Source organism: Micropruina sp. (assembly GCF_047606365.1).
Taxonomy (GTDB): Bacteria; Actinomycetota; Actinomycetes; order Propionibacteriales; family Propionibacteriaceae; genus Micropruina.
On sequence record NZ_JASGEN010000164.1, the window covers coordinates 29,047 to 42,663 of the forward strand.

The window sequence follows — 13,617 nt, forward strand, 5'->3', positions numbered from 1 at the left end:
TACGACAGGCCCGCCGATTGTTGCACGCTCAACCAAGGACTCACAGGGCGTTCACAAGGTCGGTCAGCGTTTCGGAGCAACCGGCGTCCAGCTTGATTGACGCCAGCTCATCGCCTCGGGTGCCGCCCCGGTTGACGATCGCGACCGGTTTGCCGGCCCGGGCCGCGTGCCGGACGAAGCGCAGCCCCGACATCACGGTCAGCGACGAACCGGCCACCAGCAACGCCTCGGCCGCATCCACCGCGGCGTAGGCGTCGGCCACCCGCGGACGCGGCACCGACTCGCCGAAGAACACCACGTCGGGCTTCAGCACGCCGCCGCAGGCCTGGCACGGCAGCACGACGAAGTCGCCCCAGTCGTCGACCACCGCGTCGCCGTCCGGACGCAGCCGGCCGTCGTCCATCTCGGCCCGGCCGGCGGCCAGGCTGCCCCGCAGGCCGGGGTTGGCGGCCTCCAGTCGGCGCTGCAGCGCCGTCCGTGCGGAGAGTGCGCCGCAGTCCAGGCAGATCACCCGGTCGATCCGGCCGTGCAGTTCGAGCACGTCCGGGCTGCCGCCGGCGCTGTGCAGGCCGTCCACATTCTGGGTGATCACCGAGGCCAGACCGCGCCGGGCGAGTGCCGCGAGGGCGCGGTGGCCGGTGTTCGGCAGGGCGCGGCCGAAGCTGCGGAAGCCGAGCAGCGAGCGTGCCCAGTAGCGCCGCCGGACCTCGGCCGAACGCAGGAAGTCGTCGTACTGGATCGGGCTGGTCGGCCGCGACCCGGCCCCGCGGTAGTCGGGGATGCCCGAGTCGGTGCTGATCCCGGCGCCGGTCAGGGCCACCCAGCGGCGGCCGCGCAGCAGGGTCGCCAACTCGTCCACGCGTACGCCGGTATCGATCACGCCAGCATTATCGCTCGCCAGCCGATGGCGGCGAGCGTGACTACGGTGAGTGCCAGCAGCCCGATCAGCTGTCCGGCCGGACGCCGTTCGCGCGGCGGCAGGATGAGTGCCGCCGCGGACGCCAGCCCGCCGATCAGGCCGCCCAGGTGCGCCTGCCACGAGATGTAGCCGCCGCCCATCACGGTGATCACGATGTTGAGTACCAGGAAGCCGGCGATCATCTGGTAGTTGCCGCCGAACCGTTTCGCCAACAGCAGCAGGGCGCCGAGCATGCCGAAGATCGCGCCGGAGGCGCCTACCGCGACCGAATCGGGGGCGCTCAGCCACATCACCGCCGCGGACGCGGTCAGTGCGCTGATGCCGTAGACGGTCAGGAAGCGGACCCGGCCCAGCACCTGCTCCAGCGGCGGTCCGAGGAACCACAGGGCGAGCAGATTGCTGCCCAGGTGCAGGATCTCGGCGTGGGTGAAGGCGCTGGTCAGCACCTGCCACCAGGCGCCGGTCGCCACCCCGTTCACCCAGCCGGCGTCGAGCAGCGTGGCGCATTGGGCGGGCGTGACGCCGGGGTAGTAGTTGCCGCTGCCGTTGGTCAGCAGGCACATGCCCTGCGGGCTGATCCCCAAGCGGTTGACCCACACGCTGTCCCAGCCGCCGCTGGCCAGGATCACCACGAAGACCGCCAGGTTCAGGCCGATCAGAACCAGCGAGGTGCGCCGCGGATCGGTCGAGGGCCGCCCACCCAGCGGCCCGACGCCGCTGCGGGTGGCGCGCATGCCTTCCCGCACGCATTCGGGGCATTGCACGCCGACCGGTGCGGTGGTCATGCATTCCGGGCAGATCGGACGCCGGCAGCGCTGACAGCCGATCAGGGTCTCGCGGTCGGGATGCCGGTAGCACACCGAGACCGGGGGCGGCTGAGTCACCCGGCCACCCTACCCAGGCCGGCCCTCCACTAATCTGACCGGGTGCCGGTACCCGACTTCATTCTCGATCTGCGCGCCAAGGTCGGCCACGACATGCTGTGGCTGTCCGGGGCGACGGCGGTGATCCTGCGCGACGGGCCCACCGGTCTCGAACTGCTGCTGGTGCGGCGCAGCGACGACGGTGCCTGGTCGCCGGTGTGCGGCATCGTAGACCCCGGCGAGGATCCGCACGTGGCGGCGATCCGCGAGGCCGCTGAAGAGGCCAGCGTGCAGATCGCGGTGGAGCGGCTGGCCTGGCTGAACGTCACCGAACCCGTCGTCTACGACAACGGCGACGTGACCCAGTACATCGACCACACCTTCCGCTGCCGCTGGCTCTCCGGCGACCCGGTGCCCGGCGACGGCGAGGCGTCCGAGGCGCGCTTCTTCGCAGTCGACGAACTGCCGGTGATGCCGCGCAACTACGCCGAGCGGATCGAGGTCGTGCTGGCCGACCGGCCCGAGACGGTGCTGGGCCGCGACTGGCTGCGGGACGGCCTTCGATGAGCGGCTTCCAGCCGCAGACGCCGCTGGAGCAGCGGCTGATGCGGGCGTTCGACCGTCCGACCGACGCGGTGGCCTACCAGGCCTTCGTCAGCGACCTGATGGGCGTCACGCTCGGGGTGCTGGGACGGTACGAGCCGCACGGCTTCCAGCCGTTGGTGCTGTCGCCGCTGGGCACCGCCGGTGTCTGCGTGTTCAGCCATCCGGACCGGTTCGAGACGTTCACCAACGACCTGATGCTGCCCGCGCCGGGCTGGGAGGTCCGGGCCGAGCCGTCCCGTGCGCTGTTCGAATGGACGGTGGCCAACGACCTGAGCGTGCTGCTCAACCCCGGCAGCGGCTACGGCAAGGACTTTCCGGCCTTCGAACTGCGGCGCTTCCTGGCCGGTCGCTGGCTCTGACGGCGGGGCCGGGTCGGCTCAGCGATGGGGTCGGCCGAGCTCCCAGCGGAAGCCGACCACGGTGCGTTCCAGGGTGGGGTAGTGCCGCTGCACCGACTTCTCGGCGTCCAACTCGACCGGCTCGGAGTTCGACGGCGGCGCGTCGATGGAGGGCCACTCGCTGCTCCAGACCCGCTGCGGCAACCGCAGCGGGTGGAACTGCACCCGCAGGTCGACGTTCGCCAGCCGATGGGCCGCGGCGCGCCGGAACTCCGGGGGCGGCGGCGTCCGGTACCAGAACGTGGTCTCGTACTCGACGTCGGTGCTCTGGCCGGCGCGCAGCGGCTCACTGAGCATGATGTCGACCGCGTACAGGCCCTCACCCAGGGCGTACGGTTCGCCGCACCGCCCCCCGCGCACCACCCGGATGCAGGCCGCGTCGGTGTCGAAGACGCACGGGTAGCGGTCCAGGGTGTCCTCGGCGTGGATGGTCTGGGCGGTGCGGTGTGAGGCGGGCAGGCCGTCCGGGCCGATCAGATGGCAGTCCCGCAGCGAGAGCGTCCGGTGCCGTCGCGGCGGCAGCACGCCCGGCCGGACGACGGCGCGTCCGATCACCGCGTCACCGGCATCGGCCGAGCCGGCCAGCCGCAACAGCGTGGCCGCGTCCTCGGGGGACATCTCGAACGCCTCGATGAACCACCGCAGGGTGGCCAGGCTCAGCGAGCTCCCGGCGAGCGCGCGGTACACCCGGTCCTTCAGCTTGCGCGGCAACGCCTCGTCGTCGGCCGGATGCAGATCGTTCACCCACAGATAGTTGGCGACCACCTGACAGATGCCGCTCTGATGCAACGCATGCGCTTGGCGGCGGCCGATATGGGCCTGCCAACGGCTTGCGTACTGCGGATCGAGCAACAACTCACGGAGCCGACGTGAGGTGTCGTCGAGGGCTTTCCTGTCCAACGGGTCCTTCTTAGGGGTGGTGTGAGCCGAATGCTAGTGACCGAAAGGTGAGCCCACCATGGGCATATCAGCCTTCAAGGGTGAGCTTGGCCGAAGGTCCGACGCGACACGCCTGAATCACCCGGACGGGGGTAGTGGGCGCGAGAGCTGCCGAGCAGACTCGAAAACACGAGGCGAAGGAGGTAGATCATGACCCAGCAGCAACCCCCGATTCCCCCCGTCGTGCCCACCGAAGGGCCGTCCGGCTCGGCGCCGAGCCCCGACCTGGCCGACGAGACCAGCGACCTGATCATCCAGGACACGCCGGTCATCGACGCCACCAAGGTGCACCCGGTCTCGGACGAAAGCTGACCCCATCCAGACGACCCCTGATGTCGGACGAGTTCCGACGTCAGGGGTCGTTTGCGTCCTGCCGCCTGCGTTGGCCGAGCTTGCCCGTTGGTCGAGCTTGTCGAGACCCCCTCGGCCGCCAGCGCCGGCAAGCTCACCCGGCAGCTGCGTCGGCCACGGTTGAGAAGACGCAGATCGCCAGCATCGAGAACCAGGCAAGCGCGCCGACCAGCGCGTGCAGCGCCGGAGCCGGACGCCGGAAGCTCAACACGTCGCCGCCCACGGCCAAGTAGTGCGGTCGTGTCGTGCCGGGATTCCGGGCGCGGTACGAGGCAAACATCAGCAGATCACCGAAGACCTGCCCGGCGGTGAGCACCACGAAAGCCGTCCAGGCGATCGGTACCGCGCCGGTGACTACGAACGCCGTCCAGGTCGCTATGCCGATGACCTGCAGGCTGAGGTGCGTGATGATCTTCGCCGTCGGAAGGCGGCCCGAGCCGCGATGGCGCCGCCAGGCCAGTAGCGAGGTGAGTCCGAACCCGGCGGCGACCAGCAGCAAGGCCAGGTCGATGCTCGCGAGCACGGTGACGGACATGGCGCGACGATACTACGGATGTAGTTAGATGAGAACTACGAATGTAGTTACGATGTCGCTATGCCATCCAACCGGGAGCGGGCGCTGGACGCCGCGATCGACGTCCTCGCCACCGAGGGCATCCGCGCCTTGACCCACCGGCATGTGGACGACTCCGCAGGCCTGCCCGAAGGTTCGGCCTCGAACGCCTTCCGCACCCGGGCCGCGCTGCTGCTCGGCATCGCCGAGAAGATGGTCGAGGACGAGCTGCGGATGCTCGCCGAGCCGCCGATCGCCGCCTCTTCGGAACAACTCGCCGAATCGCTCGTCGCACTGTTCGGACGGCTGACCGGGCCGCTGCGCACCCAGACGTCCGCGCGGCTGGCGCTGCTGGTCGAAGCGGCCCACGACGAGGCGATCAGAGCCATTCTGCGCAATGCCCGATCGAGGGCTGTCGAGCCGATCCGCGCCGCCTTCGTCGCTGTGGGTGCCGCCGACCCCGACCTCGCCGTCCACCTCGTCACCGTCTGTTTCGAGGGACTGTTCCTGCAGGTCATCGGGCTCGGCGTCGACCTCGACCCGCGTCCGATCATCACTGCCATGGTCAGGGGCGCTGTGGCGTCAGCCTCTGAATGAAGCGCGCCGACTCGGTGAAGATCAGCTCGGCGTCGTTGTCCAAGGTGGCCACGTGATACGAGTCCTCCAGGAAGATCTGAGTGACGTCGTCCGAGCCCACCCGCTTCAGGAAGGTCTGCCACGAGATCGGCGGAATGACATGGTCGGTGCGCGAGGTGAACAGCAGCACCGGCAGCCGCAGCTGCGGCAGGTCCTCGACGACGATCTTCCACAGCTTGGTCTGGCTGTACATGGCCCGCAACGGGTTACGGTCGTAGGCCAACTCGACGACGCCGGGCTTCTTGATGTCGCCGGCGATGCCGCCCAACGAGGGAAGGACGTGCTGCAACAGCGGCAGCACCTTCAGGGCCGGGTTGGTGTGCGCGTAGATCGGGTTCACCACGACCAGGCCGGCCAGGTCAGGCTTGTCCTGGGCGAGTTTGGTGGCCAGCAGGCCGCCCATCGACAGCCCGGCCGCGAAGACCGTGGAGCAGCGCGCGGACAGCTGCTGATAGGCGAGATCGATCGCGCCGTACCAGTCCTGCCAGCCGGTGGCGTTGAGGTCCTTCCACTGAGTGCCCATGCCGGGCAGCAGCGGCACCCTCACTGAGTAACCGGCGCCGGCCAGGTGCTCGGCCCAGCCGCGCATCGACTGCGGCGTGCTGGGGTAGCCGTGGCACAGCACCACCCCGACCTCGGAGCCGTCGACGCTGATCGGCTCCGCTCCCGGCATGATCGTCATGGCGCCATCATGGCGCACCGGGAGCGGAGCCGACAGAAATGCGTCAGGAGGCGAACGTCGCGTTCAGGGTGATCGGAATGCTGGCCAGCGCGGCCGAAACCGGGCAGCCGGTCTTGGCGTCCTCGGCGAACTTGAGGAACTCCTCCTCGGTCAGCCCCGGCACCTTCGCCACCACGGTGAGCTCGCTGCCGGTGATTCCGACGCCCGGCTGGAAGCCGACGACCGCCTTGGTGTCGACCGACTCGGGCGGCGTGCCGTTGCCGGCCAGCGCGTGCGACAGGGCCATCGAGTAGCAGGCGGCGTGGGCCGCGGCGATCAGCTCTTCGGGGTTGGTGGTGCCGGCACCGGCCTCGGCCCGCTTCGCCCACTTCAGGTCGAAGTGTGCGACGCCGGAGGTGACCAGGTCGACGCTGCCGGCGCCTTCGGTCAGGCTGCCCTCCCAGTGGGCCTGCGCAGTGCTCTGCGTTGCCATGAAGCTGCTCCTTCTGTTCGGAAATCGGCGGACGGTCGCCCGCCTGTCGTCCCCAGGCTAACGAGTGCGCCCAGGGCGACGACAGGGGACGTCCGCTCGACCTCAGGCAGCCAGCAGTTCGTCGATCTGACCGATCGCCGCGCTGGAGCCCTCGATCATGCCCATGTCGAGCACCTGCTGCAGGCCCTCGGCGCTGCTGTAGGTCGCCACGAAGGTGGCCCGGGTGCCGCCCTGGTGCGGCGCGAACGAGTAGACGTTCTGCGACTCGGGCAGGTCGGTGTTCGGGTTGAACTGCTCGTCGGCGAAGCCGTCCGCGAAGGCGAAGAAGTCGGGCTCGGAGACCTCGGTGACGCGCCAGTAGCCGCAGAACTTCTCGCCCTCGGGGCCGGTCATGTAGTAGTTCATCCGGCCGCCGGGGCTCAGCTCGTGGTCGACGAAGGTCGCCGGGAACTCCGGCGGGCCCCAGACCCGCTCGAGCTGGCGCGGGTCGGCGTAGATCTGCCAGACCCGCTGCACCTCGGCGGAGAAGTCGGCGACGATCGTCAGGGTCAGGGCATCGAGGTCGGTCTTGACGTCGACAACAGGCATGGTCACTCCTTGAGTTGATTGAGTAGGTCGTCGATCCGGGAGATCCGGCCGCGCCAGACCTCTTCCAACTCGGACAGCAGGCGGCCGGCCGAGCGCAGCATCTGCACGTCGCCGCTGGCCAGTGCCTCGCGGCCCTGCCGACGCTTGGTCAGCAGTCCGGCCCGCTCGAGCACGGCGACGTGTTTCTGCACCGCGGCGAAGCTCATCTGGTAGCTGGCCGCCAGTGCGCTGATCGAGTGTTCGCCGGCCAGCACGCGACGCAGGATGTCGCGCCGGGTGCGATCGGCGAGGGCGTGGAACAGGGCATCCGCCCGGTCCTCGTCGCTCTCGGTCATGGAACAAACATACAACCAAACGGTTGTATGTCGTCAACCCTCGGTGGCGTTTACCGGTCGTTTATGGCTGCTCGACACCCTGGTACCAATCCCGAAAGCGAGGCAGCGGGGCGCGACTGGGAGGACGCGGATCGGGGGGCTTGCGAGACGCTCGGGAGGCGTCGGTGGTGAGGAGTCGCACGGGGGGTTCGACTCCTCGCCACAGGCGTGCGTTCCGGTGCGCGTAGCATGGCGCCGATGAGAAGCGGACGGCGGCGATGAGCGAAGGCGAAGCCGGCGACCCGCTGGAGCCGATTCACACGTTCGCCTCACTGGCGGTGTTCAACTATCGGCTGCTGTTCCTGGGCTCGTTGACCTCCAACGTCGGCACCTGGATGGCGCGGGTCGCTCAGGACTGGCTGGTGCTCACTCAACTCACCGATCAGTCGGCCACCGACCTGGGCTACATCACCGCGCTGCAGTTCGCTCCCGGGGTGCTGATCTCGCCGATCGCCGGCGCCGTGGCCGACCGGTTCGGCAAGCGCCGGATCATGATGGTCACCCAATCGGGCACGGCGGTGGTCTTCGCGCTGCTGACCGCGTTGGTGGCCAGCGGTGCCGTCCAGCTCTGGCACGTCTATCTGAGCGCCACCATCGCCGGGGTGCTGTGGGGTTTCGACGCCCCGGCCCGGCAGGCGTTCGTCTCGGAAGTGGTGCCCGATCATCTGCTCGGCAACGCGGTGGGGCTGAACAGTGCCTCGTTCAACGGTGCCCGGCTGCTCGGCCCGGCGATCGCCGGGCTGATGATCGCCTGGGTCGGCATCTGGCCGGTGTTCGCGGTCAACACGATCAGTTTCATCGCGGTGCTGCTGGGGCTGTTCCTGATGCGCCCCGACCAACTGCACCCTGCCCCGGTACGACGCGGACGCGGCGCGATCCGCGAGGGCATCGCCTACGTGGCGCACCGGCCCGATCTGCAACTGGTGCTGTTCTGCATCTTCATGCTGGGCACCTTCGGGTTGAACTTCCAGATCACCAACGCCCTGATGGCGACCAAGGTGTTCGGCGTCGGACCCGAGGGTTACGGCCTGCTCGGCTCGGTGATGGCGTCCGGCACCCTGGCGGCGGCGCTGATGGCGGCCCGCCGGCGGCGTCCGCGATTGCGGCTGGTGGTGGGCGGACTGGCTGCCTTCGCCGTGGTCACCACGGTGCTCGCGTTGGCCCCGAGCTACTGGGTCTACACGGTGCTGCTGGTGCCGACCGGACTCACCTCGCTGACCGTGATGACCGCCGCCAACACCACCGTGCAGCTGACCACCGCGCCCGAGATGCGCGGCCGGGTGATGAGTCTGTACATGGCGATCTTCACCGGTGGGACGCCGCTGGGCGCCCCGCTGATCGGCTGGGTGGGTGACGCCTGGGGCCCGCGCTGGACGCTGCTGGTCGGTGCGATAGCCACCGGGATCGCCGCGCTGGTGGCCGCTGTCTACCTGTGGAACCGGATGGGACGCCCGACCCGGCTGCCTGCCTAGGGATGGGCTGATCGAGGCCCTCCATCGTCATCCCGGACTTGATCCGGGATCTCTCCCGCCTGAGATCCCGGGTCGGAGCCCGGGATGACGTGAGTGATCAGCGGCCCTTTCATCGGCCGGCGATTTACGAACGGTTTATCTGCTCGAACCACGATGGCGCCATGGGTTGATCAGGAGGTGCCCGTGGCGAACATTCAGTGGCTAGGGTGCTGGCAAGCGCCGCAGTCACTCCCGATGGCCGGGGCGCGAGTTATTCACACCCCCTGGAGGCCCGATGGCTGCGGTCGACTTCCGCGTGCTGGGCCCGGTCGGTGTGACGGTGGACTCCGAACCGCAGCGGTTGCGTCCGATGGAAGGGACCGTGCTGGCGGTGCTGTTGGCCGATCACAACCGTCCGGTCACCCTGGACGCGCTGATCGACCGTGTCTGGCGTGGTACGCCGCCGCGCACCGCGACCACCGCGATCCGGGTGCACATCGACCGGCTCCGGGCCGCGATGCGACGCCAGGAGATCTCCCGGCTGGTCTCAGCCGCCGGTGCCTACCGACTTGTGGTCGAACCCGACGAACTGGACGCCCAACGCTTCGACGACGCGTTGCGCCGCGGCCGCGAACTGGCGAGGCGGGATCCGCGCTCGGCCGGGGGGTTGCTGCGCGAAGCGCTCGCCGAATGGCGGGGGACGCCGTTCGGTGCGATCGAGGGAATCGAGTCGATCGACGTGACTCGTAGCTACCTGGAGAGCCGGCGCGCGGAGCTGCTGGTCGAACTGGCCGAGGTCGAACTGGCCTCCGGCCGGCACGCGGCCGTCATAGCCGACCTGCGCCGCTGGTGCGCCGAACTCCCCGAATCGGAGGCGCTGGCGTCCAGCTTGGTACTCGCGCTGTACCGCAACGGCGATCAGGTCGCGGCGCTGGACGAATGTCGCGCCTTCACCGAACGGTTCTCCGCCGACTACGGCCTGGACGCCGGACGCGCCTTCCGGCAGCTGGAGAACGACCTGCTCAACCAGCATCCGCGGCTTGACCCACCGGTCGACGTCACCGTGGCCGCCCCTCCCGCGCCGATCGGACGCCAGCACCTGGTCGACGCCGTCACCAGGTTGCTGGCTGCGCCGCGACCGCCCGCCCTGATCGCCTTGGGTGGACGCCCGGGCATCGGGGTCAGCACGGTGCTGAACTATCTCGCCCGGGCGATCCCGGACGCCGTGCTGCTGCCGCCCGGGGCGTCGGCCGTCACCGGCTTGGCCGAGACGCTCGGCGTTCCGCTTCCCGGCCACGCCACCACCGGCGACCGTGCCACGGCGCTCGCTGGTGAGTTGTGCCGTCCGGGTCGGGTGTTGATCGTCGACGATGTGGACGAACTGGCGCCGGACACCCTCGAACTGTTGCTGGCGCTGGCACGCTTTCCGGGCATCTGCCCGATCGTCACCGGGGGCGGATCGCGTCCGCTCGGTGAGCATCCGCTGCTCACCGACGGCTGGATCGCCGCCACCGACTGTGTGGCCCTTCAGGTGCAACCGCTGGACGACGCGTCCGCCCGAGCGCTGGCGGCGTCACTGGTGTCGGCGACCAATCCTGAGCGGGAGACGCTGGTTGAGAAGGTGGTTGCCTCGGCGGGCGGTGACCCGTTCCTGCTCGCAGCGCTGGCCCGCGAGACCGAGGCGACCGGAGGCTGGGTTGATGCGCCGGCCAGCCTGGAGGAGTTCGTCCGGCGAAGCCTGATCGGCCTGCCCGAAGGGTGTGCAGAACTGCTGGCACTGGCGGCTTCGGACACGCCGGCCGAACTCGACCTGCCGCTGCTGCGAGAGGCGCTCGGGCTCTCGAGTGCGGACTCGTCCGCACTCGCCGAAGCCGCGCTCGCGGGCGGTCTGCTGATTGAGGCGCCGCGAGGGATCGGCTTCCGGCATGCCGGCTTCCGCGAGGCGCTGGCCCGATTGGGCGCCCCGGAGACGGCGCGCCGCCGGATGATCGACGCGCTCGCAGCCCGGCCCGATCCTGACATCCCGCGCATCGCCCACCATGCGCGGCAGCTGCCCGACGCGACGGACGCCGCTGAATACACGGCGGCCGAGGCCGCCGGGCTGGTGGCGGCGGGCGCACCGCTGGCCGCTGCCGATCGCTACGCAGAGGCTGTCGGGCTGGCGCAGGATGCCCGGCTGGCGCCGAGGCTGTGGCTACCGTGGGCACTCGAGGGCGCCGCGGCGCTCACGCTGGGCGGACGGATCGAGCAGGCGATGTCCCAGGCCGGTGAATTCGCGGCGCTTGCCCGCCGGGCCGGTGAACCGACGCTGTTCGCCCAAGCCGCGTTGGCCACAGCCGGCCCCTGGGTGCCCTTGGGCGTGGACGCCCGGCGGACACAGTTGCTGATCGGCGAGGCGCTGGACTGGCTATCGGCCGACCAGACTGCGCTCCGCGTCCGGCTGGTCGAGGGATACCTGCGCGCCGGCAAGGCCGGCGACGCGACGATGCTTGCGGTCCTCGGTGAGGTGGAGCCGGAGATGGTGGAACGGGCGTCAGATGCCGATCCGGCCATTGCGCTCGATGCACTGCGCGCCCTCCACTCGTTGAGCTGGCCGACGCGGCAGCCGCCGCGCCGACGCTTGGAGTTGGCGCAACGGATGGCTGTCACCGGTGCCCGCGCGGGCAGCGCGGAGGCCGAACTGGAAGCGCTGCACCTCATGGTCAACGCGCACGTGGAGTTGGCTGATCGGCTGGGGGCAACCGCTACTGCGCACGACTACATGCAGCGTGCCGAGGCGTCCGGATCAGTGTTGCATCGCTGGTTGGCGCTGAGGCTGGCCGAGCTGCTTGCCGGCTTGGCCGGACGGACTGCGGTCGCGGAACGCCATGCTGAGCAGGCGCACACACTCCAGGCCGGCGTCGATCCGGAAACCGTGACCGTCGCCGAGCACGAACGCAGGCTGAGCGAGGCGATTCGCGAAGACCGGCTGACGGATCTTGCCCAAGCCATGGATGCGCTCGACGACGACATGTCGGGCTTCGACCCGCTTTACCAGATCGCCGGTGCCACGATTGGCACCGCGGTCGGCCGGCCCGCCACGCCGGACTACCTCGAGCAGCTTTGGGACGGCGTCCGCGGCACCTTCCGGGCCGGTGCCGCGGCGGGCTTGCTCATCATGGCGCTCGGTGCGTCCGAGCCGGACGAGCGGTTTGCCGAGGAAATGATCACCGAGTTGGCCGCCCACAGCGGCTGCTGGCTGCCCATCGGGGCGTCTGCGGGGATCGGTCCCGCAGACGCCTATCTGGCCCGATTGCTGCGGATGTGCGGGAGGTTGGAGGAAGGCTCCCGGCACGCCCGTCTTGCGACATCGGTGGCCCACAGGTTCGCACCCGCCTGGGTTCGATTCACAAACAAGGAGGCCCCCCATGCCCAAGACCGGTCTAGGTGACTACGTCACCAACGACGACACCACCCAGTTCGTTTTGCAGTGGAACGACTGGTCGACAGCCGAGCCCCGGCAGCAGCTCTATCAAGCCGCCTGGGAGGAGGTTCGGCGCGGACGCTCTGCGCTCGCCTTCATCACCGCCGTCGCAAACCAGCAGAACGTTGAGGTGCCCGACCACATTCAGCTCTACCTACGCAAACACCGTGACTTCTCTGACACGTTCCAAAAGGCGTTCAAGAAGGTGCGCAAGCACAATTGGCGGCTTGCTGTGGTCGTCGATCAGACCAATCTCTCCGAGTTTCCGCCGGCGGTCACCCTGTTGAAGGACCGGACCGCCCAACTGGTGATGTTGTACGTAGTCGGCGACGAAAACATCTGAGATCTGTCGCTGGTTGAGCTTGTCGAAACCACGTCCGGGTCTCGACAAGCTCAACCAACGGCGAGCTCAACCACGACGGGTTCTAGCCGCCGGACTTGCGGCGGAACTGCCGCTTGCCGCCCTGAGCGTGGGTGTTCTTCGCAGTGCCGCGGGCGGCGTCGGTGTGGTCGGCGCCGGAGTGCTGGCTCTGTTGCTTGCGTTCCAGCGCCGCCTTGAACGCGGCCTTGGTGTCGGCGTTCGGATCGGATTCCGGCATCGGTGCCTCCTTGGTCGCGACGAAGACACCACTGTAGGCGGTTGGTCCGATTCGCTGCCTCCCGGTCCCGGCCGATGCCTTGTCACGGTAGCCTCAGGCGCGTGCTGCTCTCCGACCGCGACATCCGCGCCCAGATCGAAGCGGGGCGCGTGCAATTCGATCCGTGGGATCCGGCGATGGTCCAGCCCAGCAGTGTCGACGTCCGGCTGGACAAATTCTTCCGGCTGTTCGACAACCACAAATATCCGGTGATCGACCCGGCGCAGGACCAGCCCGAACTGACCCGGCTGGTCGAGGTCGACCCCGCCGAGGGCTTCGTGCTGCACCCGGGGGAGTTCGTGCTGGGCAGCACCTTCGAGACCGTCACCCTGCCCGATGATCTGGCCGCCCGGGTCGAGGGCAAGTCGAGCCTCGGACGCCTCGGGCTGCTCACCCACGCCACCGCCGGCTTCGTCGACCCCGGGTTCAGCGGCCACGTGACCCTGGAACTGTCCAATGTGGCGACGCTGCCGATCATGCTCTGGCCGGGCATGAAGATCGGCCAGCTGGCCTTCTTCCAGCTCACCAGCCCGTCGGAGAACCCGTACGGTTCCGCCGTCTACGGCTCGCACTACCAGAACCAGCGTGGGCCTACCGCGTCCCGGAGCTTCCAGAACTTCCACCGCGCGGACGTCTGAGGCGCGCCGCACTCGTCCGGGGCTCATCTTTCGCACGGACGCTAAG

At 69.2% G+C, this 13,617-nt stretch carries 17 protein-coding genes; 8 read left to right on the forward strand and 9 right to left on the reverse strand.

Annotated elements, in window-relative coordinates; all coding sequences use genetic code 11:
- Nucleotides 1–40 precede the first annotated feature (40 nt).
- Together QM624_RS18500 and QM624_RS18505 are read right to left on the reverse strand one after the other, a co-directional pair.
- Nucleotides 41–880 carry an NAD-dependent protein deacetylase gene (locus tag QM624_RS18500; RefSeq protein ID WP_415094552.1) on the reverse strand — a complete coding sequence of 280 codons (840 nt, stop codon included), beginning with the start codon at nt 878–880 and terminating at the stop codon, nt 41–43.
- Nucleotides 877–1,803 (reverse strand): rhomboid family intramembrane serine protease, encoded by a 927-nt coding sequence (locus QM624_RS18505; RefSeq protein WP_415094554.1) that lies wholly within the window; start codon nt 1,801–1,803, stop codon nt 877–879. The genes QM624_RS18500 and QM624_RS18505 overlap by 4 nt, the downstream gene beginning before the upstream one ends.
- 42 nt (nt 1,804–1,845) lie before the next feature.
- On the opposite strand from QM624_RS18505, the gene QM624_RS18510 reads away from it, so the two are divergent.
- Together QM624_RS18510 and QM624_RS18515 are read left to right on the forward strand one after the other, a co-directional pair.
- On the forward strand, nt 1,846–2,349 hold the full coding sequence (locus QM624_RS18510) for an NUDIX hydrolase (RefSeq protein WP_415094556.1): 504 nt from the start codon (nt 1,846–1,848) through the stop codon (nt 2,347–2,349).
- Entirely contained in the window at nt 2,346–2,747 is a 402-nt protein-coding gene (locus tag QM624_RS18515) for a hypothetical protein (RefSeq protein ID WP_415094558.1), read from the forward strand. The genes QM624_RS18510 and QM624_RS18515 overlap by 4 nt, the downstream gene beginning before the upstream one ends.
- 18 nt (nt 2,748–2,765) lie before the next feature.
- On the opposite strand, the gene QM624_RS18520 is transcribed toward QM624_RS18515, so the two are convergent.
- The gene (locus QM624_RS18520; RefSeq protein ID WP_415094560.1) at nt 2,766–3,686 is read right to left on the reverse strand and encodes a hypothetical protein; all 921 of its coding nucleotides are present in this window, start codon (nt 3,684–3,686) and stop codon (nt 2,766–2,768) included.
- Between the two features lie 189 nt (nt 3,687–3,875).
- Between QM624_RS18520 and QM624_RS18525 the strand changes: the two genes are divergently transcribed.
- Nucleotides 3,876–4,037, forward strand: coding sequence for a hypothetical protein (locus QM624_RS18525; RefSeq protein ID WP_415094562.1), 162 nt, complete (start codon nt 3,876–3,878; stop codon nt 4,035–4,037).
- Between the two features lie 133 nt (nt 4,038–4,170).
- Here the strand turns inward: QM624_RS18525 and QM624_RS18530 are convergent, their stop codons facing one another.
- Nucleotides 4,171–4,611, reverse strand: a complete 441-nt coding sequence (locus tag QM624_RS18530) for a hypothetical protein (RefSeq protein WP_415094564.1) — start codon at nt 4,609–4,611, stop codon at nt 4,171–4,173.
- Between the two features lie 60 nt (nt 4,612–4,671).
- Between QM624_RS18530 and QM624_RS18535 the strand changes: the two genes are divergently transcribed.
- Entirely contained in the window at nt 4,672–5,226 is a 555-nt protein-coding gene (locus tag QM624_RS18535) for a TetR/AcrR family transcriptional regulator (protein ID WP_415094566.1), read from the forward strand.
- Here QM624_RS18535 and QM624_RS18540 read toward each other — a convergent pair.
- The 4 genes from QM624_RS18540 to QM624_RS18555 form a co-directional block, all read right to left on the reverse strand.
- Nucleotides 5,195–5,947 carry an alpha/beta hydrolase gene (locus tag QM624_RS18540; RefSeq protein WP_415094568.1) on the reverse strand — a complete coding sequence of 251 codons (753 nt, stop codon included), beginning with the start codon at nt 5,945–5,947 and terminating at the stop codon, nt 5,195–5,197. The genes QM624_RS18535 and QM624_RS18540 overlap by 32 nt on opposite strands.
- 43 nt (nt 5,948–5,990) lie before the next feature.
- Nucleotides 5,991–6,419, reverse strand: a complete 429-nt coding sequence (locus QM624_RS18545; protein ID WP_298132716.1) for an OsmC family peroxiredoxin — start codon at nt 6,417–6,419, stop codon at nt 5,991–5,993.
- 102 nt (nt 6,420–6,521) lie between these two features.
- Nucleotides 6,522–7,007, reverse strand: coding sequence for an SRPBCC family protein (locus tag QM624_RS18550; RefSeq protein ID WP_415094570.1), 486 nt, complete (start codon nt 7,005–7,007; stop codon nt 6,522–6,524).
- A 2-nt stretch (nt 7,008–7,009) separates the two neighbouring features.
- Nucleotides 7,010–7,342, reverse strand: a complete 333-nt coding sequence (locus tag QM624_RS18555; RefSeq protein WP_415094572.1) for an ArsR/SmtB family transcription factor — start codon at nt 7,340–7,342, stop codon at nt 7,010–7,012.
- A gap of 257 nt (nt 7,343–7,599) precedes the next feature.
- Between QM624_RS18555 and QM624_RS18560 the strand changes: the two genes are divergently transcribed.
- The 3 genes from QM624_RS18560 to QM624_RS18570 all read left to right on the forward strand — a co-directional run bounded on the left by QM624_RS18560 (nt 7,600) and on the right by QM624_RS18570 (nt 12,638).
- Entirely contained in the window at nt 7,600–8,853 is a 1,254-nt protein-coding gene (locus QM624_RS18560) for an MFS transporter (protein WP_415094574.1), read from the forward strand.
- Nucleotides 8,854–9,127: 274 nt separating this feature from the next.
- The gene (locus QM624_RS18565; RefSeq protein ID WP_415094576.1) at nt 9,128–12,262 is read left to right on the forward strand and encodes a BTAD domain-containing putative transcriptional regulator; all 3,135 of its coding nucleotides are present in this window, start codon (nt 9,128–9,130) and stop codon (nt 12,260–12,262) included.
- The gene (locus QM624_RS18570; protein WP_298132725.1) at nt 12,240–12,638 is read left to right on the forward strand and encodes a hypothetical protein; all 399 of its coding nucleotides are present in this window, start codon (nt 12,240–12,242) and stop codon (nt 12,636–12,638) included. The genes QM624_RS18565 and QM624_RS18570 overlap by 23 nt, the downstream gene beginning before the upstream one ends.
- 82 nt (nt 12,639–12,720) lie before the next feature.
- Here QM624_RS18570 and QM624_RS18575 read toward each other — a convergent pair whose 3' ends face one another.
- Nucleotides 12,721–12,894, reverse strand: coding sequence for a DUF5302 domain-containing protein (locus tag QM624_RS18575; RefSeq protein WP_298132727.1), 174 nt, complete (start codon nt 12,892–12,894; stop codon nt 12,721–12,723).
- Nucleotides 12,895–12,995: 101 nt separating this feature from the next.
- On the opposite strand from QM624_RS18575, the gene dcd reads away from it, so the two are divergent.
- Nucleotides 12,996–13,571 carry a dCTP deaminase gene (gene dcd, locus QM624_RS18580; protein WP_415094578.1) on the forward strand — a complete coding sequence of 192 codons (576 nt, stop codon included), beginning with the start codon at nt 12,996–12,998 and terminating at the stop codon, nt 13,569–13,571.
- Nucleotides 13,572–13,617: the final 46 nt, after the last annotated feature.

Coding starts and splice junctions, on each gene's coding strand:
- QM624_RS18515 (WP_415094558.1), top strand. CDS start 2,346: ATGAGCGGCTTCCAGCCGCAGACGCCGCTGGAGCAGCGGCTGATGCGG.
- QM624_RS18525 (WP_415094562.1), top strand. CDS start 3,876: ATGACCCAGCAGCAACCCCCGATTCCCCCCGTCGTGCCCACCGAAGGG.
- QM624_RS18530 (WP_415094564.1), bottom strand. CDS start 4,611: ATGTCCGTCACCGTGCTCGCGAGCATCGACCTGGCCTTGCTGCTGGTC.
- QM624_RS18535 (WP_415094566.1), top strand. CDS start 4,672: ATGCCATCCAACCGGGAGCGGGCGCTGGACGCCGCGATCGACGTCCTC.
- QM624_RS18540 (WP_415094568.1), bottom strand. CDS start 5,947: ATGACGATCATGCCGGGAGCGGAGCCGATCAGCGTCGACGGCTCCGAG.
- QM624_RS18545 (WP_298132716.1), bottom strand. CDS start 6,419: ATGGCAACGCAGAGCACTGCGCAGGCCCACTGGGAGGGCAGCCTGACC.
- QM624_RS18550 (WP_415094570.1), bottom strand. CDS start 7,007: ATGCCTGTTGTCGACGTCAAGACCGACCTCGATGCCCTGACCCTGACG.
- QM624_RS18555 (WP_415094572.1), bottom strand. CDS start 7,342: ATGACCGAGAGCGACGAGGACCGGGCGGATGCCCTGTTCCACGCCCTC.
- QM624_RS18560 (WP_415094574.1), top strand. CDS start 7,600: ATGAGCGAAGGCGAAGCCGGCGACCCGCTGGAGCCGATTCACACGTTC.
- QM624_RS18565 (WP_415094576.1), top strand. CDS start 9,128: ATGGCTGCGGTCGACTTCCGCGTGCTGGGCCCGGTCGGTGTGACGGTG.
- QM624_RS18570 (WP_298132725.1), top strand. CDS start 12,240: ATGCCCAAGACCGGTCTAGGTGACTACGTCACCAACGACGACACCACC.
- QM624_RS18575 (WP_298132727.1), bottom strand. CDS start 12,894: ATGCCGGAATCCGATCCGAACGCCGACACCAAGGCCGCGTTCAAGGCG.